Source organism: Pseudomonas gorinensis, from assembly GCF_042015035.1.
Lineage (GTDB): Bacteria > Pseudomonadota > Gammaproteobacteria > Pseudomonadales > Pseudomonadaceae > Aquipseudomonas > Aquipseudomonas gorinensis.
Genome location: NZ_CP167125.1, coordinates 3,218,925 through 3,243,190 on the forward strand (window position 1 = coordinate 3,218,925; position 24,266 = coordinate 3,243,190).

At 63.1% G+C, this 24,266-nt stretch carries 21 protein-coding genes and 2 pseudogenes; 18 read left to right on the top strand and 5 right to left on the bottom strand.

What is annotated here, in order from left to right; translation table 11 throughout:
- Positions 1 to 601 precede the first annotated feature (601 nt).
- From AB7933_RS14795 to AB7933_RS14805, 3 genes are all read left to right on the top strand, one after another.
- On the top strand, positions 602 to 1,042 hold the full coding sequence (locus AB7933_RS14795; RefSeq protein WP_024075002.1) for a c-type cytochrome: 441 nt from the start codon (positions 602 to 604) through the stop codon (positions 1,040 to 1,042).
- Positions 1,043 to 1,045: 3 nt separating this feature from the next.
- Positions 1,046 to 2,467, top strand: a complete 1,422-nt coding sequence (locus AB7933_RS14800; protein WP_024075003.1) for a cbb3-type cytochrome c oxidase subunit I — start codon at positions 1,046 to 1,048, stop codon at positions 2,465 to 2,467.
- A gap of 253 nt (positions 2,468 to 2,720) precedes the next feature.
- A complete protein-coding gene (locus AB7933_RS14805) occupies positions 2,721 to 4,562 on the top strand; it encodes a nitric oxide reductase activation protein NorD (protein ID WP_024075004.1) in 1,842 nt (613 codons plus the stop codon).
- On the opposite strand, the gene AB7933_RS14810 is transcribed toward AB7933_RS14805, so the two are convergent.
- The 3 genes from AB7933_RS14810 to AB7933_RS14820 are packed head-to-tail and all read right to left on the bottom strand — an operon-like array spanning position 4,556 to position 5,660.
- Positions 4,556 to 4,747, bottom strand: coding sequence for a hypothetical protein (locus AB7933_RS14810; RefSeq protein ID WP_024075005.1), 192 nt, complete (start codon positions 4,745 to 4,747; stop codon positions 4,556 to 4,558). The two genes, AB7933_RS14805 and AB7933_RS14810, sit on opposite strands and share 7 nt — an antisense overlap.
- Positions 4,744 to 5,427 (bottom strand): Crp/Fnr family transcriptional regulator, encoded by a 684-nt coding sequence (locus tag AB7933_RS14815; RefSeq protein ID WP_041160915.1) that lies wholly within the window; start codon positions 5,425 to 5,427, stop codon positions 4,744 to 4,746. Before AB7933_RS14815 ends, AB7933_RS14810 begins: the two co-directional genes overlap by 4 nt.
- A 29-nt stretch (positions 5,428 to 5,456) precedes the next feature.
- On the bottom strand, positions 5,457 to 5,660 hold the full coding sequence (locus tag AB7933_RS14820) for a hypothetical protein (protein ID WP_024075007.1): 204 nt from the start codon (positions 5,658 to 5,660) through the stop codon (positions 5,457 to 5,459).
- Positions 5,661 to 5,780: 120 nt separating this feature from the next.
- Here AB7933_RS14820 and AB7933_RS14825 point away from each other — a divergent pair, with 120 nt between their 5' ends.
- Together AB7933_RS14825 and AB7933_RS14830 are read left to right on the top strand one after the other, a co-directional pair.
- Positions 5,781 to 6,971 (top strand): NnrS family protein, encoded by a 1,191-nt coding sequence (locus AB7933_RS14825; protein WP_024075008.1) that lies wholly within the window; start codon positions 5,781 to 5,783, stop codon positions 6,969 to 6,971.
- A 9-nt stretch (positions 6,972 to 6,980) separates the two neighbouring features.
- A complete protein-coding gene (locus AB7933_RS14830) occupies positions 6,981 to 7,412 on the top strand; it encodes a membrane protein (protein WP_024075009.1) in 432 nt (143 codons plus the stop codon).
- Here the strand turns inward: AB7933_RS14830 and AB7933_RS14835 are convergent.
- Positions 7,413 to 7,883, bottom strand: a pseudogene (locus AB7933_RS14835) (hemerythrin domain-containing protein); the annotation flags it as partial.
- Between the two features lie 174 nt (positions 7,884 to 8,057).
- Here AB7933_RS14835 and AB7933_RS14840 point away from each other — a divergent pair.
- From AB7933_RS14840 to AB7933_RS14900, 13 genes and pseudogenes are all read left to right on the top strand, one after another.
- A pseudogene (locus AB7933_RS14840) lies at positions 8,058 to 9,020 on the top strand (sigma 54-interacting transcriptional regulator); the annotation flags it as partial.
- A gap of 680 nt (positions 9,021 to 9,700) precedes the next feature.
- The gene (gene pdxH, locus AB7933_RS14845; protein WP_024075013.1) at positions 9,701 to 10,348 is read left to right on the top strand and encodes a pyridoxamine 5'-phosphate oxidase; all 648 of its coding nucleotides are present in this window, start codon (positions 9,701 to 9,703) and stop codon (positions 10,346 to 10,348) included.
- Between the two features lie 85 nt (positions 10,349 to 10,433).
- Positions 10,434 to 10,988 carry a molybdenum cofactor biosynthesis protein B gene (gene moaB, locus AB7933_RS14850; protein ID WP_024075014.1) on the top strand — a complete coding sequence of 185 codons (555 nt, stop codon included), beginning with the start codon at positions 10,434 to 10,436 and terminating at the stop codon, positions 10,986 to 10,988.
- Positions 10,985 to 12,217 carry a gephyrin-like molybdotransferase Glp gene (gene glp / locus AB7933_RS14855; RefSeq protein ID WP_024075015.1) on the top strand — a complete coding sequence of 411 codons (1,233 nt, stop codon included), beginning with the start codon at positions 10,985 to 10,987 and terminating at the stop codon, positions 12,215 to 12,217. Before moaB ends, glp begins: the two co-directional genes overlap by 4 nt.
- Positions 12,218 to 12,226: 9 nt before the next feature.
- Positions 12,227 to 13,222 carry a ubiquinone anaerobic biosynthesis protein UbiU gene (gene ubiU / locus AB7933_RS14860; RefSeq protein WP_024075016.1) on the top strand — a complete coding sequence of 332 codons (996 nt, stop codon included), beginning with the start codon at positions 12,227 to 12,229 and terminating at the stop codon, positions 13,220 to 13,222.
- Positions 13,223 to 13,232: 10 nt separating this feature from the next.
- The gene (locus AB7933_RS14865; RefSeq protein ID WP_024075017.1) at positions 13,233 to 14,123 is read left to right on the top strand and encodes a U32 family peptidase; all 891 of its coding nucleotides are present in this window, start codon (positions 13,233 to 13,235) and stop codon (positions 14,121 to 14,123) included.
- Positions 14,117 to 14,584: a ubiquinone anaerobic biosynthesis accessory factor UbiT gene (ubiT, locus tag AB7933_RS14870; RefSeq protein ID WP_024075018.1), complete on the top strand. Its 468-nt coding sequence runs from the start codon at positions 14,117 to 14,119 to the stop codon at positions 14,582 to 14,584. Before AB7933_RS14865 ends, ubiT begins: the two co-directional genes overlap by 7 nt.
- 1,197 nt (positions 14,585 to 15,781) lie before the next feature.
- On the top strand, positions 15,782 to 17,911 hold the full coding sequence (nosR, locus tag AB7933_RS14875; protein ID WP_024075019.1) for a transcriptional regulator NosR: 2,130 nt from the start codon (positions 15,782 to 15,784) through the stop codon (positions 17,909 to 17,911).
- An 11-nt stretch (positions 17,912 to 17,922) separates the two neighbouring features.
- The gene (gene nosZ / locus AB7933_RS14880) at positions 17,923 to 19,824 is read left to right on the top strand and encodes a TAT-dependent nitrous-oxide reductase (RefSeq protein WP_024075020.1); all 1,902 of its coding nucleotides are present in this window, start codon (positions 17,923 to 17,925) and stop codon (positions 19,822 to 19,824) included.
- Between the two features lie 156 nt (positions 19,825 to 19,980).
- The gene (locus AB7933_RS14885) at positions 19,981 to 21,246 is read left to right on the top strand and encodes a nitrous oxide reductase family maturation protein NosD (protein WP_024075021.1); all 1,266 of its coding nucleotides are present in this window, start codon (positions 19,981 to 19,983) and stop codon (positions 21,244 to 21,246) included.
- Complete coding sequence (locus AB7933_RS14890) at positions 21,246 to 22,169, top strand: ABC transporter ATP-binding protein (protein WP_024075022.1); 924 nt, start codon at positions 21,246 to 21,248, stop codon at positions 22,167 to 22,169. The genes AB7933_RS14885 and AB7933_RS14890 overlap by 1 nt, the downstream gene beginning before the upstream one ends.
- Positions 22,166 to 22,996, top strand: coding sequence for an ABC transporter permease (locus AB7933_RS14895; protein ID WP_024075023.1), 831 nt, complete (start codon positions 22,166 to 22,168; stop codon positions 22,994 to 22,996). Before AB7933_RS14890 ends, AB7933_RS14895 begins: the two co-directional genes overlap by 4 nt.
- Positions 22,997 to 23,025: 29 nt before the next feature.
- Entirely contained in the window at positions 23,026 to 23,541 is a 516-nt protein-coding gene (locus tag AB7933_RS14900; RefSeq protein WP_024075024.1) for a nitrous oxide reductase accessory protein NosL, read from the top strand.
- 1 nt (position 23,542) lies between these two features.
- Here the strand turns inward: AB7933_RS14900 and AB7933_RS14905 are convergent, their stop codons facing one another.
- On the bottom strand, positions 23,543 to 24,223 hold the full coding sequence (locus AB7933_RS14905) for a Crp/Fnr family transcriptional regulator (RefSeq protein WP_024075025.1): 681 nt from the start codon (positions 24,221 to 24,223) through the stop codon (positions 23,543 to 23,545).
- Between the last annotated feature and the right edge of the window lie 43 nt (positions 24,224 to 24,266).

Genomic DNA, 24,266 nt, shown 5'->3' on the forward strand with positions numbered 1-24,266 from the left:
CTCCACAGGTCAGAGATCTCCATAGGTCAGGTAGACCTCATTCTGCTTTTGCTCTGGCTTTGCTCTGGCTTTGCTCTGGCTTTGCTCTGGCTTTTGATCTTGATCTTAGGCGCCCCGTTAAACCACGCTGGCCGAACGCAGGCTTGAATCCGTGGGTAACCCGGCAGGACGCCGGGTTAGCCGTCCTGGGCCAGGGATGGCCCATGACGGCGGCCCACGGATTCAAGCCGGAGTAAGGGCACACCGAGCCTAGGCGAGGTGCCGAGTGGTGGGGCAAGAGCCCTTTGGTTACTTTGGGGCTCTTTTCCAAAGTGACCCGCCGTAAGGGCGGAACCGCCAGCCGCCGTTACCGCAGAAACGGATATGTACACGGCCCCCCAGCCGCCGTTACCACAGAAACGGATATGTACACGGCCCCCCCAGCCGCCATTACCGCAGAAACGGATATGTACACGCCCCCCCCCAGCCGCCATGACCACAGCAACAACTATCCCCCAAACCCTATACCCGACCAAAACCATCAACATTTCTTGATCGCCATCAAGCGGTTTTCCCCCCACGCCTCCCTATCATCCCCTGGCCAAGCAATGAGGAAGCGACCATGTCAGAGACCTTCACCAAGGGCATGGCCAGGAATATCTACTTCGGAGGAAGCGTGTTCTTCTTCCTGATTTTCCTGGCCCTGACCTACCACACCGAACAAACCTTTCCCTCCCGCAGCAATCAGGACCTGCTCACCGATTCCGTCGTACGTGGCAAGAGCGTCTGGGAGCGCAACAACTGCGTCGGCTGCCACACCCTGTTGGGCGAGGGCGCTTATTTCGCGCCGGAGCTGGGCAATGTGTTCAAGCGCCGGGGCGGGGAGGAGGGGTTCAAGCCGTTCCTGCATGCCTGGATGAAGATGCAACCCCTGGGTGTACCGGGGCGGCGGGCCATGCCGCAATTCAATCTCAGTGACCAGGAGGTGGACGATATGGCCGAGTTCCTCAAATGGAGCTCGAAGATCAATACCAATAACTGGCCACCGAACAAGGAGGGCTGAGCCATGCGCAGTGCCAATCCATACCTGAAATTCCAATCCCAGGCCGTGGCCAAACCGTACTTTGTGTTCGCCCTGATCCTGTTTCTCGGCCAGGTGCTGTTCGGTTTGATCATGGGCCTGCAATACGTGGTCGGTGACTTTCTGTTCCCGTTGATCCCCTTCAACGTGGCGCGGATGGTCCACACCAACCTGCTGATCGTCTGGCTGCTGTTCGGCTTTATGGGCGCGGCGTATTACCTGGTGCCCGAGGAGGCTGACCGTGAGCTGCACAGCCCGAAACTGGCGATCGTACTGTTCTGGGTGTTTGCCGCCGCCGGGGTGTTGACTATCCTCGGCTACCTGCTGGTGCCATACGCGGCGTTGGCCAAGCTCACCCATAACGAGCTGTTGCCGACCATGGGCCGTGAGTTCCTGGAGCAACCGACCATTACCAAGATGGGCATCGTCGTGGTGTGCCTGGGCTTCCTGTACAACATCGGCATGACCCTGCTCAAAGGGCGCAAGACCACCGTCAGCATGGTGATGATGACCGGGCTGATCGGCCTGGCGGTGTTCTTCCTGTTCTCGTTCTACAACCCCGGCAACCTGGCGCGGGACAAGTTCTACTGGTGGTGGGTGGTGCATCTTTGGGTCGAAGGCGTGTGGGAGCTGATCATGGGCTCGATGCTGGCTTTCGTGCTGATCAAGGTCACCGGCGTCGACCGCGAAGTGGTGGAGAAATGGCTGTACGTGATCATCGCCATGGCCCTGATCACCGGGATTATCGGTACCGGTCACCACTTCTTCTGGATCGGTGCGCCCGAGGTGTGGCTGTGGGTCGGTTCGATCTTCTCGGCCCTGGAGCCGCTGCCGTTCCTGGCGATGGTGATGTTCGCCTTCACCATGGTCAAGCAGCGTCGGCGCCAGCATCCCAACCGCGCGGCCACGTTGTGGGCCAAGGGCACCACGGTCACGGCGTTCTTCGGCGCGGGCGTATGGGGTTTCCTGCACACCCTGGCACCGGTCAACTTCTACACCCACGGCACTCAACTCACCGCGGCCCACGGGCACCTGGCGTTCTTCGGGGCCTACGCGATGATCGTGATGACGCTGATCAGCTACGCCATGCCACGCCTGCGGGGTATCGGTGAAGCGCCGGACGCACGTTCGCAGACGCTTGAGATCTGGGGGTTCTGGCTGATGGTGTTGTCCATGGTGATGATCACGCTGTTCCTCACCGCCGCCGGGGCCGTGCAGGTCTGGTTGCAACGCTGGCAGGTGGACGGAGTGGCCTTGCCGTTCATGGCCACGGTGGAGCACTTGCAGGGGCTGTTCTGGGCGCGGTTGGTCAGTGGGGTGGGCTTCCTGATCGGGTTGCTTTGCTACCTGTTCAGTTTCCGGCAACGCGCCCGCATGGCGGGCGCACCGGTGCCGATCGTCTACTGAAGGTAACGCGGTCCAGATCTGGGAGGGGGCATTGCCCTAACGCCAGTCAGTCAAGGCTTTTTTGTAGGAGCGAGCTTGCTCGCGAAAAACTCACAGGCGCCGCGTTGATTCAGGAAACACGCGTTATCGTTGAGGTCTTCGCGAGCAAGCTCGCTCCTACAAAAAGCCTGACTGACTGGCATTGAGGCAATGCCCTCTCCCTCATTTGGATCGCGGTGTGCCCGTCCCATCCCCACTAGTTGGAGCCAACCCCATGGCCTTTACCCTTGAGCTGGAAGAGTGGGTCGGCAGTGCCTGGCATCGCTTTATCACCCGCCGCGCCAGTGCCGATTTCCCGGCGGCACGGGTCGAGCTGGTCGACCGCCAGCGGAGCCTGGCGATGCTGTTTCGCGCCCTGGGCGGGGCCAGCGGGATCGCCCTGGAAGCCGCCAGCGAGCGTGACTTGCTGCTGCGCCGCAACCTGCTGATGCGCATCGCCGGTACCTGCAAGCAGGCGCCCCTGGCCTCCTGCGATGGCAACCGCCTGCGCCTGCCGTCGAGCCTGGCGGTGTATCCCACGGTTGCGCTGAACCTGGAGTTGTACCGCTGGCTGGCCTTGCTGGCCGCGCATGCAGGGCCGATGACCCACTGGGCCCGTGACAACCAACGCTGGACCTGGTTGGTGCTGCAACGCTACCCGGCGATGCTGGCCAGCTATCAGCGCCTGGTGGAGGCCCATCTGGTATTGCGCCCCGACCCCGCCAGCCTCACGCTCGGCGAGGCCGCCCTGGAAAAAGCCTTGCGCAAGGCCCTGCGCGAACCCGGCAGCGTGCGCCAGTTACCGCGCAGTGAGCGCGCCGCCTGGCCGCTGCCCTTATGGCTGTACCCGCCGTTGCACCTGGACACGCCCCAGACCGTGGGCCTGGATGACGAGGGCGACGACCTGGCCACGCCGGCCGGCGAGCAGCAGGGCGCGCCCAAACGCGCCAGCCGCGTGGATGACCACAGCCGCGACGGCGGCCTGCTGGTGGTGCGCCTGGAAAACCTGTTCAGTTGGAGCGAACACGTCGACCTCGATCGCTGGGCCGACGAGAGCGAGGACCCCGACGCCGCCCGTGTCGCCGAAGACTTGGACGAACTGAGCCTGTCGCGCCAGCGCGTGCGCAAAAGTGGCGGTCTCAAGTTGCACCTCGACCTGCCGCCGGCCGACGTGGATGACATCCCCCTCGGCGAAGGCATCAAGTTGCCCGAGTGGGACTACCGTCAGCAACGCTTGCAGGAGGGCTTCGTCAACCTGCAACTGATGCAGCCGCGTGCCGATGCGCCGCAACCCTTGCCCGCGCGGCTGCGTGGCCCGGCCCAGCGCTTGCGTCGCCAGTTCCAGCAGCTGCGTACCGACCGCCAATGGCTGCGCCAGCAACCCCAGGGCGCGGAACTCGACCTGCAGGCTTGGGTGGACTTCCATGTGCAGCGCCAGCATGGCCACTGCGTCGAGCGGGGCTTGTACCAGGAGCAGCGGCACACCCGACGCGACCTGGCGTGCCTGTTGCTGGCGGACCTGTCGATGTCCACCGATGCGCATTTGAACGACGAGCAAAAGGTCATCGACGTCATCCGCGACAGCCTGTTGCTGTTTGGCGAGAGCCTGGCCGGGCTGGGGGATGCGTTTGCGCTGTATGGTTTCTCGTCCCTGCGCCGCCAGCATGTGCGCCTGCACCCGCTCAAGACGTTCGCGCAAGCCTATGACGATCGTACCCGTGGCTGCATCCAGGCGCTCAAGCCGGGTTATTACACGCGCATGGGCGCCGCGATTCGCCAGGCCACCCAACTGTTGGGCGCTTGCAAGCAGCGGCGCAAGTTATTGTTGCTGCTCACCGATGGCAAACCCAATGACCTGGACCTGTATGAGGGGCGCTATGGCGTCGAAGACACGCGCCAGGCCGTGGTAGAGGCGCGGCGCCAGGGCCTGGTGCCGTTCTGCATCACGATCGACAAACAGGCCGGGGATTACTTGCCCTACATGTTCGGCGCCCATGGCTACACCCTGATCCGCCAGCCGCAACAACTGCCGTTGCGCCTGCCGCAGCTATATCGGCAGTTGACTGAAGGTCAGTAGAAGGTGCGCGGCAACCAGAAGAACATTGCGATGCAAAACAGCGCCAGGCCCAGGCAGAACCACTGGAAACGCCGCAACCGGCGTGCTTGTACATGAGTGTTGGAAGCGGGCAGTGCCATGCCGCAGCGCCCACACTCCTGGCGTGCGTCGGCATGGCGCTGCTGGCAGTACAGGCAGGTTTTCACTCGAACTGCTCCAGGCGCAGGCGATCGAGAATGGCGATCTGGCGACCGTCCTGGGTGATGATCTTTTCGTCGATCAGGCGGCGGATAATCCGCGAAAACGTCTCCGGCTGGATCGACAAATGCCCGGCGATCAATTGCTTGGCCATGGGCAATTCGAAGCGGCTGTCAGTGCTGTGCAAGTGCATCAGCTGGGTCAGCAGGTAACGCACCACGCGGTGGGTGGCGTTTTTCAGCGAGAGGGTTTCGATCTCGTTGACGCGCTGGTGCAGGCGCACGCACAACTTGCCGAGCAGGGCGAAGGTCAGGCGGCTGTTGCTTTGCAACAAGCGCATGTAGGTGGCGTTGGACAAGCGATACAACTGGGTGGGGCACACGGCTTCGGCACAGGCCACATAGTTGGGGGTGTCCATCAGCATCATGGCTTCGGCGAAGGTCTGGCGCTCGCCGATGACTTCGAAGACCTTCTCTTGGCCGTCCGGGGTCAGGCGGTAGATCTTCACCGCGCCGGCAATCACAAAGTAAAACGCATCGGCCGGTTCGCCCTGGCGGAACAGCGGCTCACCCTTGTCGACACTGAGCAACTGGCTGCTGCCCATCAACACGTCGAGTTCTTCCTCGTTCAACGGCTCGAACAGGTGGTGGCTGCGCAGGATCTGGTGATGCACGCGATGTAGCACCATACCCGGCTCTTTGAGCGTCAGCGGGGCGTTCACACCAGCACCAGCGAAAGGCTGCTGGCCGCCGCCAGCATGGAACCGAGGATCACAAACCAGGCGAGGGGGACATAGGCGTTTTTCATCATGGCTCCAAAGCACGCTAAAGGTGTTGTAGGAGCGAGCTTGCTCGCGAAAAACCCACAGACACCGCGTTTAATCAGGATGCCCGTGTCATCGTTAACGTTCTTCGCGAGCAAGCTCGCTCCTACAGTGAGCGCAAGCGTAAGCGTTGAGCTGCCGTTGCGACTTGATCTACGACAAGGGCAACGCACGCCCATCGGCGCAACATTGCCGCAGTCCTGAAGGGAGACCGTGTTATGCAAGTGCTCGATCGGCGCAAGGCTATGTCGATTACCCCGTTGTTCCGCTTGGCGTTCCGGCCATTTTTCCTCGGTGCCTGCGTGTTGGCGGTGCTGGCGATCCCTGTGTGGCTGCTGGCCCTCGGCGGCCAGTTCGGCAGTTGGCAACCGGCCGGTGGCTGGCTGGCCTGGCACCGGCATGAACTGTTGTTTGGCTTCGGCCTGGCGATCATCGCCGGGTTCCTGCTGACGGCAGTGCAGACCTGGACCGGTCGCCCGGGCATCAGTGGCAATGCCTTGGCGCTGCTCGCCGGGCTATGGCTGGCGGCCCGCCTGGGCTGGTTGTTCAACCTGCATTGGCCGCTGCTGGCGGTGCTGGAGCTGACGTTCCCCCTGGCAGTGGCGGCGGTGATGGGCTGGACCCTGTGGCAGGTCCGCCAGAAACGCAATTATCCGATTGTGCTGGTGCTGGCGCTGCTGACCGTGGCCGATGCGCTGTCGCTGTATGGCTTGTTGCGCAATGACCTGGGCCTGCAACGCCAGGCGGTGTTGACCGGGCTGTGGCTGGTGGCGGCGATGATGGGCCTGATCGGCGGGCGGGTGATTCCGTTCTTCACCCAGCGCGGCCTGGGCCGGGTCGAGGCGGTCAAGCCCTGGCCGTGGCTGGACCGCGTGTTGCTGGGCGGCTCGATGCTGGTCGCGGTGCTCTATGGGGCAGGGCCGGCGCTATCGGCCAACCTGTGGATCGGCCTGCTGTTCGCCGGCCTCGGGCTTGGGCACCTGCTGCGCCTGGTGCGCTGGCATGACCGGGGCCTGTGGCGCGTGCCGCTGCTCTGGTCGTTGCACCTGGCGTATGCTTGGCTCGCCGTGGCCTGCCTGGGCATGGCGCTGTGGCATTTCGGTGCGCCATTCAACCCCAGCCTGGCGGTGCATGCATTGACCATTGGCGCCATGGCCGGCTTGATCCTGGCCATGATCGCCCGCGTCAGCCTCGGCCACACCGGCCGCGCCTTGCAGCCGCCGGCCGGGATGACCCTGGCGTTTGTGCTGCTCAACCTGGCCTGCGTGAGCCGAGTGGCGCTGGTGCTGCTCTGGCCCCTGGCTGCGCTGTGGCTGGCCGGCCTGTGCTGGAGCGTCGGGCTCGGCCTGTATCTGTGGCGTTACGGGCCGATGCTGTGGCAAGCACGGGTCGATGGGCATCCAGGCTAGGAGAACGTCGTGCTCTATTCCACCTTGTTGATCGTGCATCTGTTGGCGGCGATTGCCTTTATCGGCACGCTGTTTTTCGAAGTCGTGATCTGGCACAGCGCCCGTGAGGAACTGGCCTGGTCGGCCCAGTTCACCTCCGATCATGCTATCGCGCGGCGCTCACGCCAGGTGCTACATGGCGTGGTGGTGCTGCTGTACGGCGCCGGCATCGGCCTGGCCTGGCACTACCGAGGGGTGTTGAGCGTGCCCTGGGGCAGCCACTTTGCCGCACTGCTGAGCCTGAAAATCGTGCTGGCCCTGAGCATCATCGGCCATTACCTGTGGCTGGCGTACCTGCTGAGCCATCAGCGCCTGAGCCCCAGGCGTGCGACGTGGATTCGTCGCAGCATCCTGGTGCATATGGTGGTGATCGTGATCCTGGCCAAGCTGATGCTGCGCTGATCAGGCCACGGGGCTCAGTGCCCGGGCAAACAATACCTCGTTCTCCAGGTGGATATGCTCGCGCAGGTCGTCATGAAAGGTCGTCAACTGGCTGTACAAACTGCGCCAGGTCCCACAGGCGCTCGGCGGTGCGGTGATGCGATCGGTGAGGCTCAACAGCTGTTCCAGCGCCTCGCCGTGCTGGTCATGCTCATGCCGCATCACCTGGATCGGCATGGCCGCCTGCGCGCCCATGCCCATCTGCAGCATCGGGAACAGCACCTGTTCCTCCTTGAGCATGTGGTTCTCCAGTTCCTGCTGGATATCGCGCAGCAGGTCCGCGAGGCCGTTGGGGCATTGCAGATGGTGGCCATGGACCTGTTCGACACGACTGGCCAGGCGAATCAGCTCCGGCAGTTGTTCGCGATGCCGGGCGTGGTAGCGGGCCAGTAGATGGTCGATCAATTGATCCTGGGGTTGGGTGTTCCAGTCGCTCAGGCTCATCGGGTTTCCTCATTGGGATAGCGGTATGTGCCGGTTGTTGCAGGCGCCGTGCCAACTGAAAAACCATTGATAAATAAGGCTTTATTGTGAGGTGAGGTGATCATGACCACCCTATGCCAGGGTAATGCGAACCCCATCAGGGTCGATGCGACCCTGCCGCCCGACGCCATCCTTGGGCACAGTCAGGTGCTGCGGCAATTGCTCGATGAGTTGGCGGTACTGGCGCAGACCGAGTTGCCGGTGCTGTTGCTCGGTGAGACGGGCGTCGGCAAGGAGCTGTTTGCCCAGCGCCTGCATCACCAATCGCGGCGCTGCCACCGGCCGCTGGTGCAGGTCAACTGCGCGGCGCTGCCGGAGGCGTTGGCCGAGAGTGAGTTGTTCGGTCACGTCAAGGGCGCGTTCTCCGGCGCCAGCCACGACCGCGCCGGGCGTTTCGATGTCGCCAATGGCGGCACGCTGTTTCTCGACGAGGTGGGCGAGTTGCCCTTGAACATTCAGGCCAAGTTGCTGCGTACCCTGCAAAACGGCGAGATCCAGCGCCTGGGGGCCGACCGGCCTTTGCATGTGGATGTGCGGATCATCGCCGCCACCAACCGCCATCTGCCGGACCGCGTGCGCGACGGCCTGTTTCGCGCCGATCTGTATCACCGGCTTTCGGTGTATCCGGTGGCGATCCCACCGCTGCGCGAACGTGGCGATGACATTCTGTTGCTGGCCGAGCACTTCGTTGAGCTCAACCGTGCGCGCCTGGGGCTGCGCGGTTTGTGCCTGCCCCCGGCGGCGCGCCAGGCCCTGCTGGGCTATGCCTGGCCGGGCAATGTGCGTGAGTTGGAACATGTGATCAGCCGTGCGGCGTTAAAGCTGTTGTGTCGGGGCGGCAGCCGTCCGTTCATGAGCCTGGAGCCGCAGTGGCTGGGGCTGGGCGATGCCATGCCGGTGCTTGAACCGGCGGTGTTGGGCGGTGAGGTGTTCCAGCCGTTGGCGGTGGCGGTGGATGAGTGTCAGCGTCATAAGATTCGTCAGGCTCTGGAGCATTGCGGTGGTAATTGGGCGAGTGCGGCGCGTTTGTTGGGGGTGGATTCGAGTAATTTGCATAAGTTGGCGCGGCGGTTGGGGCTCAAGTAGTTTGGGGGTATGTGGGAGGGGCGGTGCCTGAGATCAAGAGCCAGAGCAGACTGATATCTACCTCATGTATGGAGATCAAATGTGGGAGGGGGCTTGCCCCCGATGGCGGCCTCTGGGCCGACCAGGATGTTGGGTTGGAATGGGTACATATCCATTGCTGCGGTAACGGCCACTTAGGGTTCCGCTCTTACAGCGGGTCACTTTTGGAAAAGAGCCCCAAAAGTAACCAAAAGGGCTCTTGCCCCACCACTCGGCACCTCGCCTAGGCTCGGTGTGCCCGAACACAGGCTTGAATCCGTGGGCCGCCGTCATGGGCCATCCCTGGCCCAGGACGGCTAACCCGGCGTCCTGCCGGGTTACCCACGGATTCAAGCCTGCGTTCGGCCAGCGTGGTTTAACGGGGCGTCTAAGATCAAGATCAAAAGCCAGAGCAAAGCCAGAGCAAAAGCAAAGCCAGAGCAAAAGCAAAGCCAGAGCAAAAGCAAAGCCAGAGCAAAAGCAAAGCAAAGGAAAGGAAAGGAAAGGCAGAGCCAGAGTAACCGCAACAATACGATCAGCTGTAGAACCCCATGCCCAAGTAACCGCATGCGGCGTCATGCCACGGGTGAATGTTGATCGTGGTCAAGGGATAAATGCGCGGTAGTTCTCACACTGTGGCGAACTTTCTGGAGGACTGCGCCATGCCTTTGTCTCTTGCGCAATTGCGCCGCAACTACACCCTTTATGGCTTGCGTGATGACTTGGCGCAGGACGATCCTTTAGTGCTGTTTGGCCAGTGGTTGGATCAGGCGCGTAAAACCGAAGTGCCTCCGGTCGAGGCCAATAGTATGGCGTTGGCCACCGTGGACAGTCAGGGCCATGCCCATTGCCGCATTCTGTTGCTCAAGGGTTTCAGCGCTGAGGGTTTTTTCTTTTTCGGCCATTACCAGAGTGCCAAGGGGGAGGAGTTGGCGAGTAATCCCCATGCGGCCATGACGTTTTTCTGGCCGGGGCTGGAGCGGCAGGTGCGTATCGAAGGCCCGGTGGTGCGGGCGGATGCGCAGCTGTCGGACGATTATTTTGACGCGCGTCCGGCCGCCAGTCAGTTGGGGGCCTGGGCCTCGCCGCAAAGCCAGCCCCTTAGCCATCGCAGCGAGCTGGAAAGCCGCTTGCGTGACGTCACCGAGCGTTTCGCCGGGCAGCAACCGCCGCGCCCTGAGCATTGGGGCGGCTACCGCCTGCAACCGCAGCGCATTGAGTTCTGGCAAGGCCGCCCTGACCGCCTGCACGACCGCCTCGATTACCGCTTGCACGCCGGGACGTGGCAGCGCACGCGCCTGGCCCCCTGAACGAGATACCTCCTTGGAGGAATAGGCCCTGCGCCCATTGCGGCGCAGGCTGACAGCCACTTTCTTTACGCCTGGAGCCTTGATCATGGCCCATTTGAAACAACGTCATTTCATCCCCCTGAACATCGCCGTGCTGACCATCAGCGACACCCGCACCCTCGACACCGACACCTCCGGGCAGACCCTGGTGGACCGCCTGCAAGGTGCCGGGCATGTGCTGGTCGACCGTGGCCTGGTGATCGACGATATCTACCAGATTCGTGCGCAGGTCTCCCTGTGGATCGCCGACCCTGATGTGCAAGTGGTGCTGATGACCGGCGGCACCGGCTTCACCGCCCGTGACAACACGCCCCAAGCGGTGCTGCCGCTGCTGGACAAAAACGTGGAGGGCTTCGGCGAGTTGTTCCGCCAGGTGTCCCTGGTCGAAATCGGCACCTCCACCTTGCAATCCCGTGCGTTGGCCGGCATCAGCAACGGCGTGCTGGTGTGCTGCATGCCGGGTTCGCCGGGCGCGTGCCGTACCGCCTGGGATCAGATCCTCGCGGGCCAGTTGGACAGCCGCACCGGCCCGTGCAACTTCGTGCCGCACCTCAAGCCCCAGCCCGAGCAGATCCTGCAAGCCTGCGAGTCGCGTTCGTGAGCGTCTCGGTGTGCGACAGCGGCCACCTGATGCCGGTGGACGAGGCCATCGCCACGCTGCTGGCCCAGGCACCGCCGCCGCCGGGCACTCAGGTAATCGACCTGGAGCACGCGCTGGGGCGGGTGGTCGCCGAGGAACTGTTCTCGCCCCTGGACCTGCCGGGGTTCGACAACAGCGCCATGGATGGCTACGCCCTGCGCGCCGAGGACGTACCGGCAGAGGGGGGCTACCTGATGCTCGCCGGGCGCATTGCCGCTGGCCAGCACAGCACGGCGAAGGTGCTGGCCGGGCAGGCGGTGCGCATCTTTACCGGTGCGCCGGTACCGGCCGGTGCCGACACGGTGGTGCCCCAGGAACGCTGCCGCCTTTACGGCCAGCGTATTTGGTGCCCACCGGTGCGCCTGGGTGAGCATGTGCGCAAGCAGGGCGAAGAGTTGCGACGCGGCCAGACCCTGGTCGCCGTGGGCAAGCGCCTGCGTGCCCAGGACATCGGCTTGCTCGCATCGGCCGGCATCCCGCGCCTGAAAGTCTATCGCCCGCTGCGGGTGTGCCTGCTCAGCAGCGGCAATGAACTGCGCGAGCCGGGTGAGGCACTGGTGCCTGGGCAGATCTACAACAGCAACCGATATGCCCTGGCCGCGCTGCTGCGCGGCTGGGGCGTGGACGTGCTCGACTACGGCGTGATGGCCGACGAACTGGCCGCCAGCCGCGATGCACTGGCCCTGGCGTCCTCCGAATGCGACGTGCTGTTGACGTCTGCCGGTGTATCGGTGGGGGAGGAGGACCACCTCAAGCAGGCCATCGAAGAACTCGGCCGCGTGGACTTCTGGCGCCTGGCGATCCAGCCCGGCAAGCCCCTGGCGTTTGGCGAGGTGGCGGGCAAGCCATGGCTGGGTTTGCCCGGCAACCCGTCGGCGGCGTTGATCACCGCGTTGGTGGTGGTGCGTCCGTTCCTGTTGCGCGCCCAAGGTGTGGCGCGGGTGCTGCCGGTACCGATCCAGGTGCTGGCCGATTTTGAATGGCTCCAGCCCAACAAGCGCCGCCAATACCTGCGCGCGCGCCTGAGCCCCGGCGAGGATGGACAATTGCGCGCGGTGCTGCACCCCCAGCAAAGCTCGGCGATGCTCACCGCCGCCTGTTGGGCCGATGGCCTGGTGATCATCGAGCGCGAGCATCAGGTGCCCAGGGATGCACCGGTGCCATTTCTGTCTTTCGCTGAATTTTTGTGAGGAACCCCCATGCAACTGGTCTGCCCCGCAGGCAACCTGCCTGCGCTCAAAGCCGCGGTGCGCCAAGGCGCCGATGCGGTGTATGTCGGTTTTCGCGATGACACCAACGCCCGGCACTTCGCCGGGCTGAACATGGACGACAAACAATTCGACGGTGCCGTCGCCTTTATTCGCCAGCACCAGCGCAAGCTGTACGTGGCGGTCAATACGTACCCACAACCGAAGATCTGGGTGCGTTGGCAGCGCGCTGTCGACCGCGCGGCAGACCACGGCGTGGATGCGCTGATCGCCGCCGACCCCGGGGTACTCGACTACGCCAGCCGGCACCATCCGCAGATGGCCTTGCACCTGTCGGTACAGGGCTCGGCCACCCATGCGGCGGCGCTGAAATTCTATGCCGAACGCTACGGCATTCGTCGCGCGGTGTTGCCCCGCGTGCTGTCCCTGGCCCAGGTCAAGCAAGTGGCGGCGAGCAGCCCGGTGCCGATCGAAGTGTTCGGTTTCGGCAGCCTGTGCATCATGGCCGAGGGGCGTTGCCACCTGTCGTCCTACATCACCGGCGAGTCGCCCAACCTCTGCGGCGTGTGTTCGCCGGCCAAGGCCGTGCGCTGGAGCGAGGACGCCGACGGCTTGAGCGCGCGCCTGAGCGAAGTGCTGATCGACCGCTACACCCGGGACGAACCCGCCGGCTACCCGACCCTGTGCAAGGGCCGCTTCCTGGTGGGCGGCAAGCGCTTCCATGCCCTCGAAGAACCCACCAGCCTCGACACCCTCGACCTGGTACCGGAGCTCACCGCCATCGGCGTCGAAGCGGTCAAGATCGAAGGCCGGCAACGCAGCCCGGCCTATGTGGAACAAGTCACCCGGGTCTGGCGCGCCGCGCTGGACGCCCACCGCAATGCGCCTGCCAGTTTTGTGGTCAAGGACCAGTGGCGCCAGGTGCTGGCCGGGTTATCCGAAGGCAGCCAGACCACGCTCGGCGCCTACCATCGTGCGTGGCAGTGAGGAGACACAGATGAAACTCAGCCTGGGACCGGTGCTGTTTTATTGGGATAAGGAACACCTGGGGCGCTTCTATTCAGACATGGCCGGCTTGCCCCTGGACGTGATTTACCTGGGCGAAACCGTGTGCGCCAAACGCCGCGCGTTCACCCTGGATCATTGGTTGGGCCTGGGCCGGGAACTGCAAACGTACAGCTCGGCGCAGATCGTGTTATCGAGCCTGACCTTGATCGAAGCCGCCTCCGAACTGTCGAGCCTGCGCCGCCTGTGCGACAACGGCGAACTGTTGGTGGAAGCCAACGACATGGGGGCGGTGCAGATGTTGATCGAGCGCAAATTGCCCTTTGTCGGCGGCCCGGCGCTTAACCTCTACAACGGCCACTCCCTGGTGCAACTGCTCGATGCAGGCATGCAACGCTGGGTGCCGCCGGTGGAATGCTCCCAGGGCTTGATCGCCGATGTGCTGGAGCAGGTACGCGAATTGGGCCGGCCGTTGCCCGAAGTGGAAATCTTCGCCTACGGCCACTTGCCCCTGGCGTATTCGGCGCGCTGCTTCACCGCCCGTGCCGAAAACCGGCCGAAGGATGACTGCCAATTCTGCTGCATCAACTACCCCGACGGCATGGCGCTGACCAGCCAGGAAGGGCAGGCGCTGTTCACCTTGAACGGTATCCAGACCATGTCGGCCGACGTGACCAACCTGCTGGCCGATTACCCCGGCCTGGTGACCAGTGGTGCCGATCTGTTGCGCCTGAGCCCGCGAGCCGAGGGCATGGTCGAGGTGGTGCGAGCCTTCGACCAGGTGCGCCAGGGCGCTACGCCGCCGCTGTATGTCGATGGTTGCAACGGCTACTGGCACGGCCAGGCGGGCATGTTGCGGGTTGAGGAGGTGGGGCTGTGCTGAGTCGTAAACAATGGCTGCTCAAAGGCGCCGACCAATTGTTTCCATTGATCCGTCGCGTGCCGTTTGGCGTGCAGCGCCTGGTCTTGCAGCAAGCCCTTAACCGCTGCCTGGCCGAGCCTTTGCGCGACGGTGGGTTTGACCTGCTGCGCGGACGCTGGATGTGTCTGCGTATACCTGACCTGGGGTTGTGCTGGTACCTGACCTTGGGGCGCGATGGATTGCGTATTGCGCAAAAGGCCGAGGCGCAGGTGAGCATCAGTGGTAACTGGCGCGAGTTCTTGTTGCTCGCCAGCCGGCAGGAAGATCCGGATACGTTGTTTTTTCGGCGCCGGTTGGTGATTGAGGGGGATACGGAGTTGGGGTTGGGGTTGAAGAATTTGATCGACAGCCTGGATCCGGATGTGTTGCCGCCTTGGTTGTGGCGGAATCTTGAGCGGGCGGGGCGGGGGGTTGTGGTTTGAGGGGGGGGGTGGGGACATATCCGTTGTTGCGGTAACGGCCACTGGCGGTTCCGCCCTTACGGCGGGTCACTTTTGGAAAGAGCCCCAAAAGTAACCAAAAGGGCTCCTGCCCCACCACTCGGCACCTCGCTTAGGCTCGGTGTGCCCTCACTCCGGCTTTGGAGCGTGGGCCGCCGTCATGGGCCATCCTGGCCAGGACGGCTAACCCGGCGTCCTGCCGGGTTACCCACGCTCCAAAGCCTGCGTTCGGCCAGCGTGGTTTAACGGGCGCCGAAGATCAAAAGCCAAAGCGCGGCGGCCTTAGAGCCGACCGGAGTTGTGGCTGGTGTACTCGGTTGGGAATGTGGAGGGGGCTTGCCCCGATGAGGGAGTGTCAGCCACTTATTTGTTGACTGACCCGGCGCCATCGGGGGCAAGCCCCCTCCCACATTTGGATCTCCACAGGTCAGAGATCTCCATAGGTCAGGTAGACCTCGGCCTGGTTTTGCGCTGTCTTTTGCTGTCTTGGAGCCGACCGAGTTGTGCTTGGTGTACTCGGTTAAGTGTGGGAGGGGGCTTGCCCCGACGAGGGCGTGTCAGTCACTTATTTGTTAACTGACCCGGCGCCATCGGGGGCAAGTCGAATCGTCGCACCGCCCCTCCCACATTTGGTTCTCCACAGGTCAGAGATCTCCATAGGTCAGGTAGACCTCATTCTGCTTTTGCTCTGGCTTTGCTCTGGCTTTTGATCTTGATCTTAGGCGCCCCGTTAAACCACGCTGGCCGAACGCAGGCTTGAATCCGTGGGTAACCCGGCAGGACGCCGGGTTAGCCGTCCTGGGCCAGGGATGGCCCATGACGGCGGCCCACGGATTCAAGCCTGCGTTCGGGCACACCGAGCCTAAGCGAGGTGCCGAGTGGTGGGGCAAGAGCCCTTTTGGTTACTTTTGGGCTCTTTTCCAAAAGTGACCCGCTGTAAGAGCGGAACCGCCAGTGGCCATTCCCGCAGCAACGGATATGTACCCCAACCCGCCAGTGGCCATTCCCGCAGCAACGGATATGTACCCCAACCCGCCAGTGGCCGTTACCGCAGAAACGGATATGTACACGGAACCCCCAATCACCCCCCTCTGACCAACTTGATTTCAATCAAGGGCTACCCGCCATCACCGCACCTACCATCGGTCCCATCTTCAGCGTCGTCAACAAAGGGATCCCATGGCCCGCTCCTCGCACCTGACACTCCACTGGCTGGTCATGTCGGTGCTGCTCATCCTCTTCACCAGCGCCCACGCCCAACCCTACGGCGCGATCGAACAGCAACGCATCGACAAAACCTTCCCCCAGCACGACGCCGTCTCCGCCCCCGAAGGCAAGTTCAACGTCCGCACCATCACCCAAGCCAACACCCCCATCGGCTACGTATTCCAGAGCCTGGACGTGATGGCGATCCCCGCCTACTCAGGCAAACCCATCAATACCCAGGTGATCCTCGACACCGCCGGCATCATCCGTGACGCCTACGTACTGGAACACCACGAACCCATCCTGTTGATCGGCATCCCCGAGGTCAAACTCCACGAGTTCACCGGCCACTATGCCGGCGTCGACGTGCGCCAACGCGTCGTGGTGGGGCGCTCCAGTGACCCCAAGGCCGTGACGGTGGATGCGATTGCCGGTGCCACGGTCACCGCGATGGTGGTCAACGAAGTGGTCATGCGCGCGGCCCATGAAGTGGCGGTCTCGCTCAAGTTGATCGACGGCAAGGCCGCGACCCCACAGAAAGCCGCGCTGATCCGCACCGATCAATTTGCCCCCGCCACCTGGGAGCAGTTGACCGGCAATGGCGCGATTCGCCGCCTGCTCTTGACCCGTGGCCAGGTTGACGCCGCCTTCAAGGACACCGCCGCCGAAGCGGGGGAGGCTGGCGATGAGACTTTCATCGATCTCTATGTGGCCGACATCAACCCGCCGAGTATCGGCCGTAACCTGTTGGGGGATGCGCACTACGCCACGTTGATGCAGGCGCTCAAGCCGGGTGAGCAGGCCATCGCCGTGCTGGGCCGTGGGCTGTTTTCGTTCAAGGGCTCGGGTTATGTGCGAGGCGGTATTTTCGATCGGGTGCAGTTGCGCCAGTTCGGCAATGTGATCAGCTTTCGCGACCTCGACCACCGGCGCATCGACGATGCCTACGCCGCGGGCATGCCGGACTTCACCGAGATGTCGGTGTTTATTGTGCGGGCACAGGCGGCGTTCGACCCCGGTTCGCCCTGGACCCTGGAGTTGCTGGTGCGGCGCCAGACCGGGCCGGTCAGTGGCACCTTCAGCAGCTTCGAATTGCCTTACCAGCTGCCGGAACAATACCTGGAACGGCTACCGCCCACCGCCGAGGAACAAGCGGCGATCGATGAAGCCAACCGCCCGTTGTGGCTGAGCATCTGGTACCAGAAACAAACCCAGGTGCTGGTGCTCGGTGTTGCGTTGGTGCTGCTCACAGTGATCCTGTTCCTGCAAGACAGCCTGGCGCGTCGTCCGCGTCTATTGCACTGGCTGCGTCGCGGTTACCTGGTATTTACAGTGGGGTTTATCGGTTGGTACGCGTTGGGGCAGCTGTCGGTGGTCAATGTGCTGACCTTCGTGCACGCACTGGCCCAGGACTTTCGCTGGGAACTGTTCCTCACCGACCCGCTGATCTTCATGCTCTGGGTGTTCACCGCCGCCAGTATCCTGCTGTGGGGACGCGGCGTGTTCTGTGGCTGGTTGTGCCCATTCGGCGCCTTGCAAGAACTGCTCAACGAAGCCGCCCGCCGCCTGAAGATCCGCCAGTTCGAATTGCCCTTCGCGGTGCATGAGCGGCTATGGGCGATCAAGTACCTGATCCTGCTGGTGCTGTTCGGCCTGTCGCTGGAGTCCATGGCCACCGCCGAACGTTTTGCCGAAGTGGAGCCGTTCAAGACCGCCATCACCCTCAAGTTCGACCGCCAGTGGTGGTTCGTGCTCTACGCCGTGGCATTGCTGGTGATCAACCTGTTCACGCGCAAAGTCTACTGCCGCTACCTGTGCCCCCTCGGCGCCGCCCTGGCGATCCCGAGCAAATTCCGCTTGTTCGACTGGCTCAAGCGCCGCCAGGAATGCGGCAACCCCTGCCAGCTGTGCGCCAAGGAATGTGAGATCCAGGCCATCCACCCGGACGGCCATATCAACGCCAATGAATGCCACTACTGCCTCGACTGCCAGATGACCTGGCACAACGAAAACAAGTGCCCGCCGCTGATCAACAAGCGCAAGAAGCGCAACAAGGCGGCCCCCGTACAGATTCCCGTAGTGCAGATAAATCCCAACCCTTGAAGGAGCGACCCATGAACGATACAGACGACAACCATGACGGCCTGACCCGGCGCAGTTTCCTCGGTACGGGGGCGGTGACCGGGGCAGTATTGGCCGGGGCTTCGGCCCTTGGCAGCGCGGTGTTCACGCGTGAATCCTTTGCCGCGGCGGCCAAGGATGCCAAGTCGAAAATCCATGTGGAGCCCGGTCAGTTGGACGACTACTACGGCTTCTGGAGTGGCGGCCACCAGGGCGAAGTGCGGGTGTTGGGCATTCCATCGATGCGCGAGCTGATGCGTATCCCGGTGTTCAATATCGACTCGGCCACCGGTTGGGGCCTGACCAACGAGAGCAAGCGCATCCTGGGGGAGGGCGCCAGGTACGCCAACGGCGATTGCCACCACCCGCACCTGTCCACCACCGACGGCAAGTACGACGGCAAGTACCTGTTCATCAACGACAAGGCCAACACCCGGGTGGCGCGTATCCGCCTGGATATCATGAAGTGCGACAAGATCCTCACCGTACCGAATGCCCAGGCCATCCACGGCCTGCGCCTGCAAAAAGTGCCCTACACCAAGTACGTGTTCTGCAACGCCGAGTTCATCATTCCGCACCCCAATGACGGCAAGAATTTCGACCTGAAAGACCGCAACGCCTTCACCATGTTCAACGCCATCGACGCCGAGAAAATGGAAATGGCCTTCCAGGTGATCGTCGACGGCAACCTCGATAATGCCGATATGGACTACACCGGCAAATACGCAGCCGCCACCTGCTACAACTCGGAAAAGGCCACCGACCTCGCCGGCATGATGCGCAACGAGCGCGACTGGGTGGTGGTGTTCAACATTCCGCGCATCGAAGCGGCGATCAAGGCCGGCAAGTTCATCAGTGTGGACGGCGCCAAGGTGCCGGTGGTGGACGGGCGCAAATCCGAGGACGGCAAGGACAGCGAGTTCACCCGTTACATCCCGGTGCCGAAGAACCCCCACGGTTGCAACACCTCGCCGGATGGCAAGTACTTCATCGCCAACGGCAAGCTGTCGCCCACCTGCACCATCATTGCCATCGACAAGCTCGACGACCTGTTCAGCGGCAAGATCGCCGACCCGCGCGGTGTGGTGGTCGGTGAGCCGGAACTGGGCCTGGGCCCGCTGCACACCACTTACGATGGGCGCGGCTTTGCCTACACCACGCTGTTTATCGACAGCCAGGTGGTCAAGTGGAACATCGCCGAAGCCATCCGCGCCTACGGCGGCGAGAAGGTCAACTACATCAAGCAGAAGCTCGATGTGCAGTACCAGCCGGGCCACAACCATGCGTCGCTGACCGAAACCCGCGACGCCGACGGCCAGTGGCTGGTGGTGCTGAGCAAGTTCTCCAAGGACCGCTTCCTGCCCACCGGCCCGTTGCACCCGGAGAACGACCAGTTGATCGACATCTCCGGCGACGAGATGAAACTGGTCCACGACGGCCCGGCCTTTGCCGAACCCCATGACTGCGTGATGGCGCGCCGCGACCAGATCAAGACCAGGACCATCTGGGACCGCAACGATCCATTCTTCGCCGAAACCGTGGCCATCGCCGCCAAGGACGGGATCAAGCTGGAAACCGATAACAAGGTGATTCGCGACGGCAACAAGGTGCGCGTGTACATGACCTCGATGGCCCCGGCCTACGGCCTGGGGGAATTCACCGTCAAGCAGGGCAATGAAGTCACCGTGACCATCACCAATATCGACATGATCGAGGACGTGACCCATGGCTTTGTCATGGTCAACCACGGCGTGAGCATGGAGATCAGCCCTCAGCAGACTTCCTCCATCACCTTCATCGCCGATAAGCCGGGGCTGCATTGGTACTACTGCAGTTGGTTCTGCCATGCCCTGCATATGGAGATGGTGGGGCGGATGAAGGTCGAGCACGCCTGACCAAGGCACACCGCAGGACAAAGGTGGGAGGTGGGCTTGCTCCGATGGGGGTGTATCCGTTGATGCATCCGTGGCTGATTCACCGCCATCGGGAGCAAGTCGAATCGTCGCACCGCCCCTCCCACATTGGACTGCATTCAGTTTAAGGACATCACTGTGGCTCGATCACTCATCACCTTGATAGGGCTCGCACTGCTCTCGTTCGGGGTGAACGCTGCCGTACGTCCCATCACCGACTTGCCCCTGCAAGCCGACGGCCCCGACCGCTGGCGCCTGCCTGCCGGCGAATACCGGGGCGCGTTCCGCATCGACCAACCGCTGCAATTGACCTGCGCGCCCGGCGCCGTGTTCCAGGCTGAAGGGCAGGGCAACGGCCTGCTCATCGGCGCGCCGGATGTCAGCGTCGAGGGCTGCACCTTCCTGGATTGGGGGCGTGACCTCACCGCCATGAACGCCGGCATCTTCATCCAGGCCGACGCCCAACGCGCCAAGGTGCGCGGCAATCGCCTGCAGGGCCCGGGCTTTGGCATCTGGGTCGACGGCACCGCGGACGTCAGCCTGCTCGACAACCGCATCCAGGGTGACCCCTCGATCCGCTCCCAGGACCGTGGCAACGGCATCCACCTGTACGCCGTGCACGGCGCTCGGGTCATCGATAACCAGGTGCGCGAGACCCGCGATGGCATCTACATCGACACCTCCAACGGCAACCTGCTGCAAGGCAACACCTTGCAAGACCTGCGCTACGGCATCCACTACATGTTCTCCAACGACAACCGGGTACTGGGCAACACCACCCGCCGCACACGCACCGGCTATGCCTTGATGCAAAGCCGCCAACTGACGGTGACCGGCAACCGCTCCGAACAGGACCAGAACTATGGCATCCTGATGAACTACATCACTTATTCCACCTTGCAGGACAACGTCGTTACCGATGTGCGCGACGGCTCCACCGGCGACACCATGATTGCCGGCGGCGAAGGCAAGGCGCTGTTTATCTATAACTCATTGTTCAACCGCATCGAAGGCAACCGCTTCGCGCGCAGCGCAGTGGGCATTCACCTCACCGCCGGCTCAGAAGACAACCGCATTGCCGGCAACGCGTTTGTCGACAACCAGCGTCAGGTCAAGTACGTCGCCAGCCGCTTGCAGGAATGGTCGGCGGACGGGCGGGGCAACTACTGGAGCGACTACCTGGGCTGGGACCGCAACGGCGATGGCCTGGGCGACGTGGCCTACGAGCCCAATGACAACGTCGACCGCCTGATGTGGCTCTACCCCCAGGTGCGCCTGTTGCTCAACAGCCCCGGCATCGAGTTGCTGCGTTGGGTACAACGCGCGTTCCCGGTGATGAAGTCGCCGGGGGTGATGGACAGCCACCCCCTGATGCAAGCCCCCTCACATAAGGAACCTGCCTGATGAACGTGGTCGAGATCGACGGCGTCAGCCAACGCTATGGACGTGCCACGGTGCTGCACGGCCTGAACCTGAACCTGGCCCCCGGCGAAGTGCTGGGGCTGTTCGGGCATAACGGCGCGGGCAAGACCACCGCGATGAAACTGGTCCTCGGCCTGCTGCGCGCCAGTGCCGGCCAGGTGCGGGTGTTCGGCCGTGCACCGAGTGATCCCCACGTGCGCCGCTGGCTCGGTTACCTGCCGGAAAACGTCACGTTCTACCCGCAGCTCAGTGGCGTGGAGACCCTGCGCCACTTTGCCCGGCTCAAGGGCGCGCCGATGCATCAGGTCGACAGCCTGCTGGAGGACGTCGGCCTGACAGCGGCCGCCACGCGACGGGTCAAGACCTATTCCAAAGGCATGCGCCAGCGCCTGGGGTTGGCCCAGGCCCTGCTCGGCGAGCCGCGCCTGTTGCTGCTCGACGAGCCTACCGTGGGTCTCGATCCGTTCGCGACCCAAGACCTGTATCGCCTGCTCGACCGCCTGCGCGCCGCGGGGACCAGCATCATTCTGTGTTCCCACGTGCTGCCGGGGGTCGAAGCGCATATCAACCGCGCCGCGATCCTCACCCAGGGCCGCCTGCTGGCGCTGGGCAGCCTGGCACAACTGCGTGCCGAGGCCGGCTTGCCGACGTTGATCCGCGGCAGCGGTTTGCAGCGTGTCGAGGTGCTGCAAAAGCGCTGGAGCGCTGCCGGCCATGTGACCCGGCCCTGGGGCGACGAAGGGTTGCAGGTGGCGGCGTGCAACGGCAGCAAGGTGGAACTGCTGCGCCAGTTGCTGGCCGAAGACAGCCCCAGCGATGTGGAAATCCTCGCGCCTTCCCTCGAAGACCTTTACCGCCATTACATGAACAGCCACCAGATCACGGCACAGGAGGCGGCGTTATGAGCCCGGTCTGGAACATGGCGCGCAAAGAGTTCTGCGACGGCCTGCGCAACCGTTGGCTGTTGGCGATCAGCCTGTTGTTCGCGGTGCTGGCCATCGGTATTGCGTGGCTGGGGGCCGCCGCCGCCGGGCAACTGGGCTTCACCTCGATTGCCGCGACCATCGCGAGCCTGGCCAGCCTGGCGACCTTCTTGATGCCGCTGATTGCGTTGTTGCTGGCTTATGACGCCATCGTCGGCGAGGACGAAAGCGGCACCTTGTTGCTGTTGCTCACCTATCCCCTGGGACGCGGGCAAATCCTGCTGGGCAAGTTTGTCGGCCACGGCCTGATCCTGGCATTGGCCACGGTGCTCGGGTTTGGCTGCGCGATGCTTGCCATCGCGCTGCTGGTGGATGACGTCGAACTCGGCGTGCTGCTCTGGGCGTTTGGCCGTTTCATGCTGACCTCGACGTTATTGGGCTGGGTGTTTCTCGGCCTGGCCTATGCCCTGAGCAGCCGTTGCGCGGAAAAATCCACGGCTGCCGGCCTGGCCCTGGGCGTGTGGTTTTTCTTTGTGCTGGTGTTCGACCTGGCGCTGCTGGCCCTGCTGGTGGTCGGCAAGGGCCAGTTCAACCCGCAGGGGTTGCCCTGGCTGTTGCTGCTCAACCCTACCGACGTGTATCGGCTGATCAACCTGTCCGGCTTCGGCACGGGCACACAGTCCATCGGGGTCATGGCCCTGGGCACGGACCTCGACGTACCGCCGCAGGCCCTGTGGGCGTGTTTGTTGGCCTGGGTGGCCGGGCCGTTGGCGCTGGCCTATGGGATGTTTCTGCGCCGCGGCGCTTGACGATTTTTTTGACGGCTGGAGTAAGTGATATGGGTTTCAAGACACGGGTACTGGCGGCCTTGCTGGTCGGTTTGCTGCTGACGGCGTGCGATAAGGAACAGGCGTCGAGTTTCAGTGACGCGCCGGTGGCATTTCATCCCAACGATGAGTGCCACGTGTGCGGCATGGTTATCAACGAATTCCCCGGGCCCAAGGGGCAGGTGGTGGAGCAGGGCGCGGTGAAGAAATTCTGCTCCACCGCCGAAATGCTCGGCTGGTGGCTGCAACCGGAGAACCACCATGACGACGCCAAGCTGTATGTGCACGACATGGGCCGCAGCCCGTGGGACTCGCCCAATGATATGCACCTGATCGACGCCCGCAGCGCCTTTTACGTGATCGGCACCGGTCTCAAGGGGGCAATGGGCGTGGTGCTGGCCTCGTTTGCCGATGAGGCCAAGGCGCAGAAGGTCGCGACGGACACCGGCGGGCACGTGTTGCGCTTTGCCGAGATCGACCTGGCACTATTGCAACAGCCAGCGGGCATGGCCCACAGCGGCCATTGAGTCAGCCGGCCTGGTAGCTCATCAGTTGCTCTTCACACACGATCCGAATGGTACGCCGCTGCACCTCGATCATCCCGCCTTCCACCAGCCGGTGCAGGATCCTTGAAAAGGTCTCCGGCTGGATACCCAGCTTCGACGCCACCAAGCGCTTAGGCACTTGCAAGACCACCTCGCCGCTGACGGCATCGCGCTCCTGGAACAGGAAATTGATCACCCGGCGACTGGCATTGGCCAGGGTCAGGGTGTCGATGTCCTTGAGGCGTTGGTGCAGGTGGATGCTCATGCTCGCCAGGATCGCCAGGCAGATTTTTGGCTGGTCCTCCAGGGCGCGGCGGTAATGCTGGCCTTCGATGCTGACCAGCACGCTGTCCTTGAGCGCGGTGGCGCTCACCGGATAGGCCTTGGCCTGGGTGAACAGCAGGGCTTCGGCAAAGGTCTGGCCGGGCTGGATGACTTCCACCAGGTGTTCCTGGCCTTCACCCGTGACACGGTGCAGCTTGATTTGACCGCTGACCAGCAGGAAAAAACGGTCTGCGGCATCGCCCTGGTGCATGAGTGGCGTGTGGTTGGGCAGGCGCTTCAGGCTGGCCAGGGTACAGACGTCCTGGAAGGTTTTTTCCGGGAGCTGGCTGAACAGGTGATGGCGACGCAGGGTGAGGACAATGTGGGGATGGGTGAGCATGTTTGGGCCTCCGCAATGGGGTAGCGTAGGGGGCTTGGCGCGG

Excerpts from the sequence above, each read along its gene's own strand:
- AB7933_RS14795 (WP_024075002.1), top strand. The coding sequence starts at position 602 with ATGTCAGAGACCTTCACCAAGGGCATGGCCAGGAATATCTACTTCGGA.
- AB7933_RS14800 (WP_024075003.1), top strand. The coding sequence starts at position 1,046 with ATGCGCAGTGCCAATCCATACCTGAAATTCCAATCCCAGGCCGTGGCC.
- AB7933_RS14805 (WP_024075004.1), top strand. The coding sequence starts at position 2,721 with ATGGCCTTTACCCTTGAGCTGGAAGAGTGGGTCGGCAGTGCCTGGCAT.
- AB7933_RS14815 (WP_041160915.1), bottom strand. The coding sequence starts at position 5,427 with ATGGTGCTACATCGCGTGCATCACCAGATCCTGCGCAGCCACCACCTG.
- AB7933_RS14825 (WP_024075008.1), top strand. The coding sequence starts at position 5,781 with ATGCAAGTGCTCGATCGGCGCAAGGCTATGTCGATTACCCCGTTGTTC.
- pdxH (WP_024075013.1), top strand. The coding sequence starts at position 9,701 with ATGCCTTTGTCTCTTGCGCAATTGCGCCGCAACTACACCCTTTATGGC.
- moaB (WP_024075014.1), top strand. The coding sequence starts at position 10,434 with ATGGCCCATTTGAAACAACGTCATTTCATCCCCCTGAACATCGCCGTG.
- ubiU (WP_024075016.1), top strand. The coding sequence starts at position 12,227 with ATGCAACTGGTCTGCCCCGCAGGCAACCTGCCTGCGCTCAAAGCCGCG.
- AB7933_RS14865 (WP_024075017.1), top strand. The coding sequence starts at position 13,233 with ATGAAACTCAGCCTGGGACCGGTGCTGTTTTATTGGGATAAGGAACAC.
- nosR (WP_024075019.1), top strand. The coding sequence starts at position 15,782 with ATGGCCCGCTCCTCGCACCTGACACTCCACTGGCTGGTCATGTCGGTG.
- nosZ (WP_024075020.1), top strand. The coding sequence starts at position 17,923 with ATGAACGATACAGACGACAACCATGACGGCCTGACCCGGCGCAGTTTC.
- AB7933_RS14890 (WP_024075022.1), top strand. The coding sequence starts at position 21,246 with ATGAACGTGGTCGAGATCGACGGCGTCAGCCAACGCTATGGACGTGCC.
- AB7933_RS14895 (WP_024075023.1), top strand. The coding sequence starts at position 22,166 with ATGAGCCCGGTCTGGAACATGGCGCGCAAAGAGTTCTGCGACGGCCTG.
- AB7933_RS14900 (WP_024075024.1), top strand. The coding sequence starts at position 23,026 with ATGGGTTTCAAGACACGGGTACTGGCGGCCTTGCTGGTCGGTTTGCTG.
- AB7933_RS14905 (WP_024075025.1), bottom strand. The coding sequence starts at position 24,223 with ATGCTCACCCATCCCCACATTGTCCTCACCCTGCGTCGCCATCACCTG.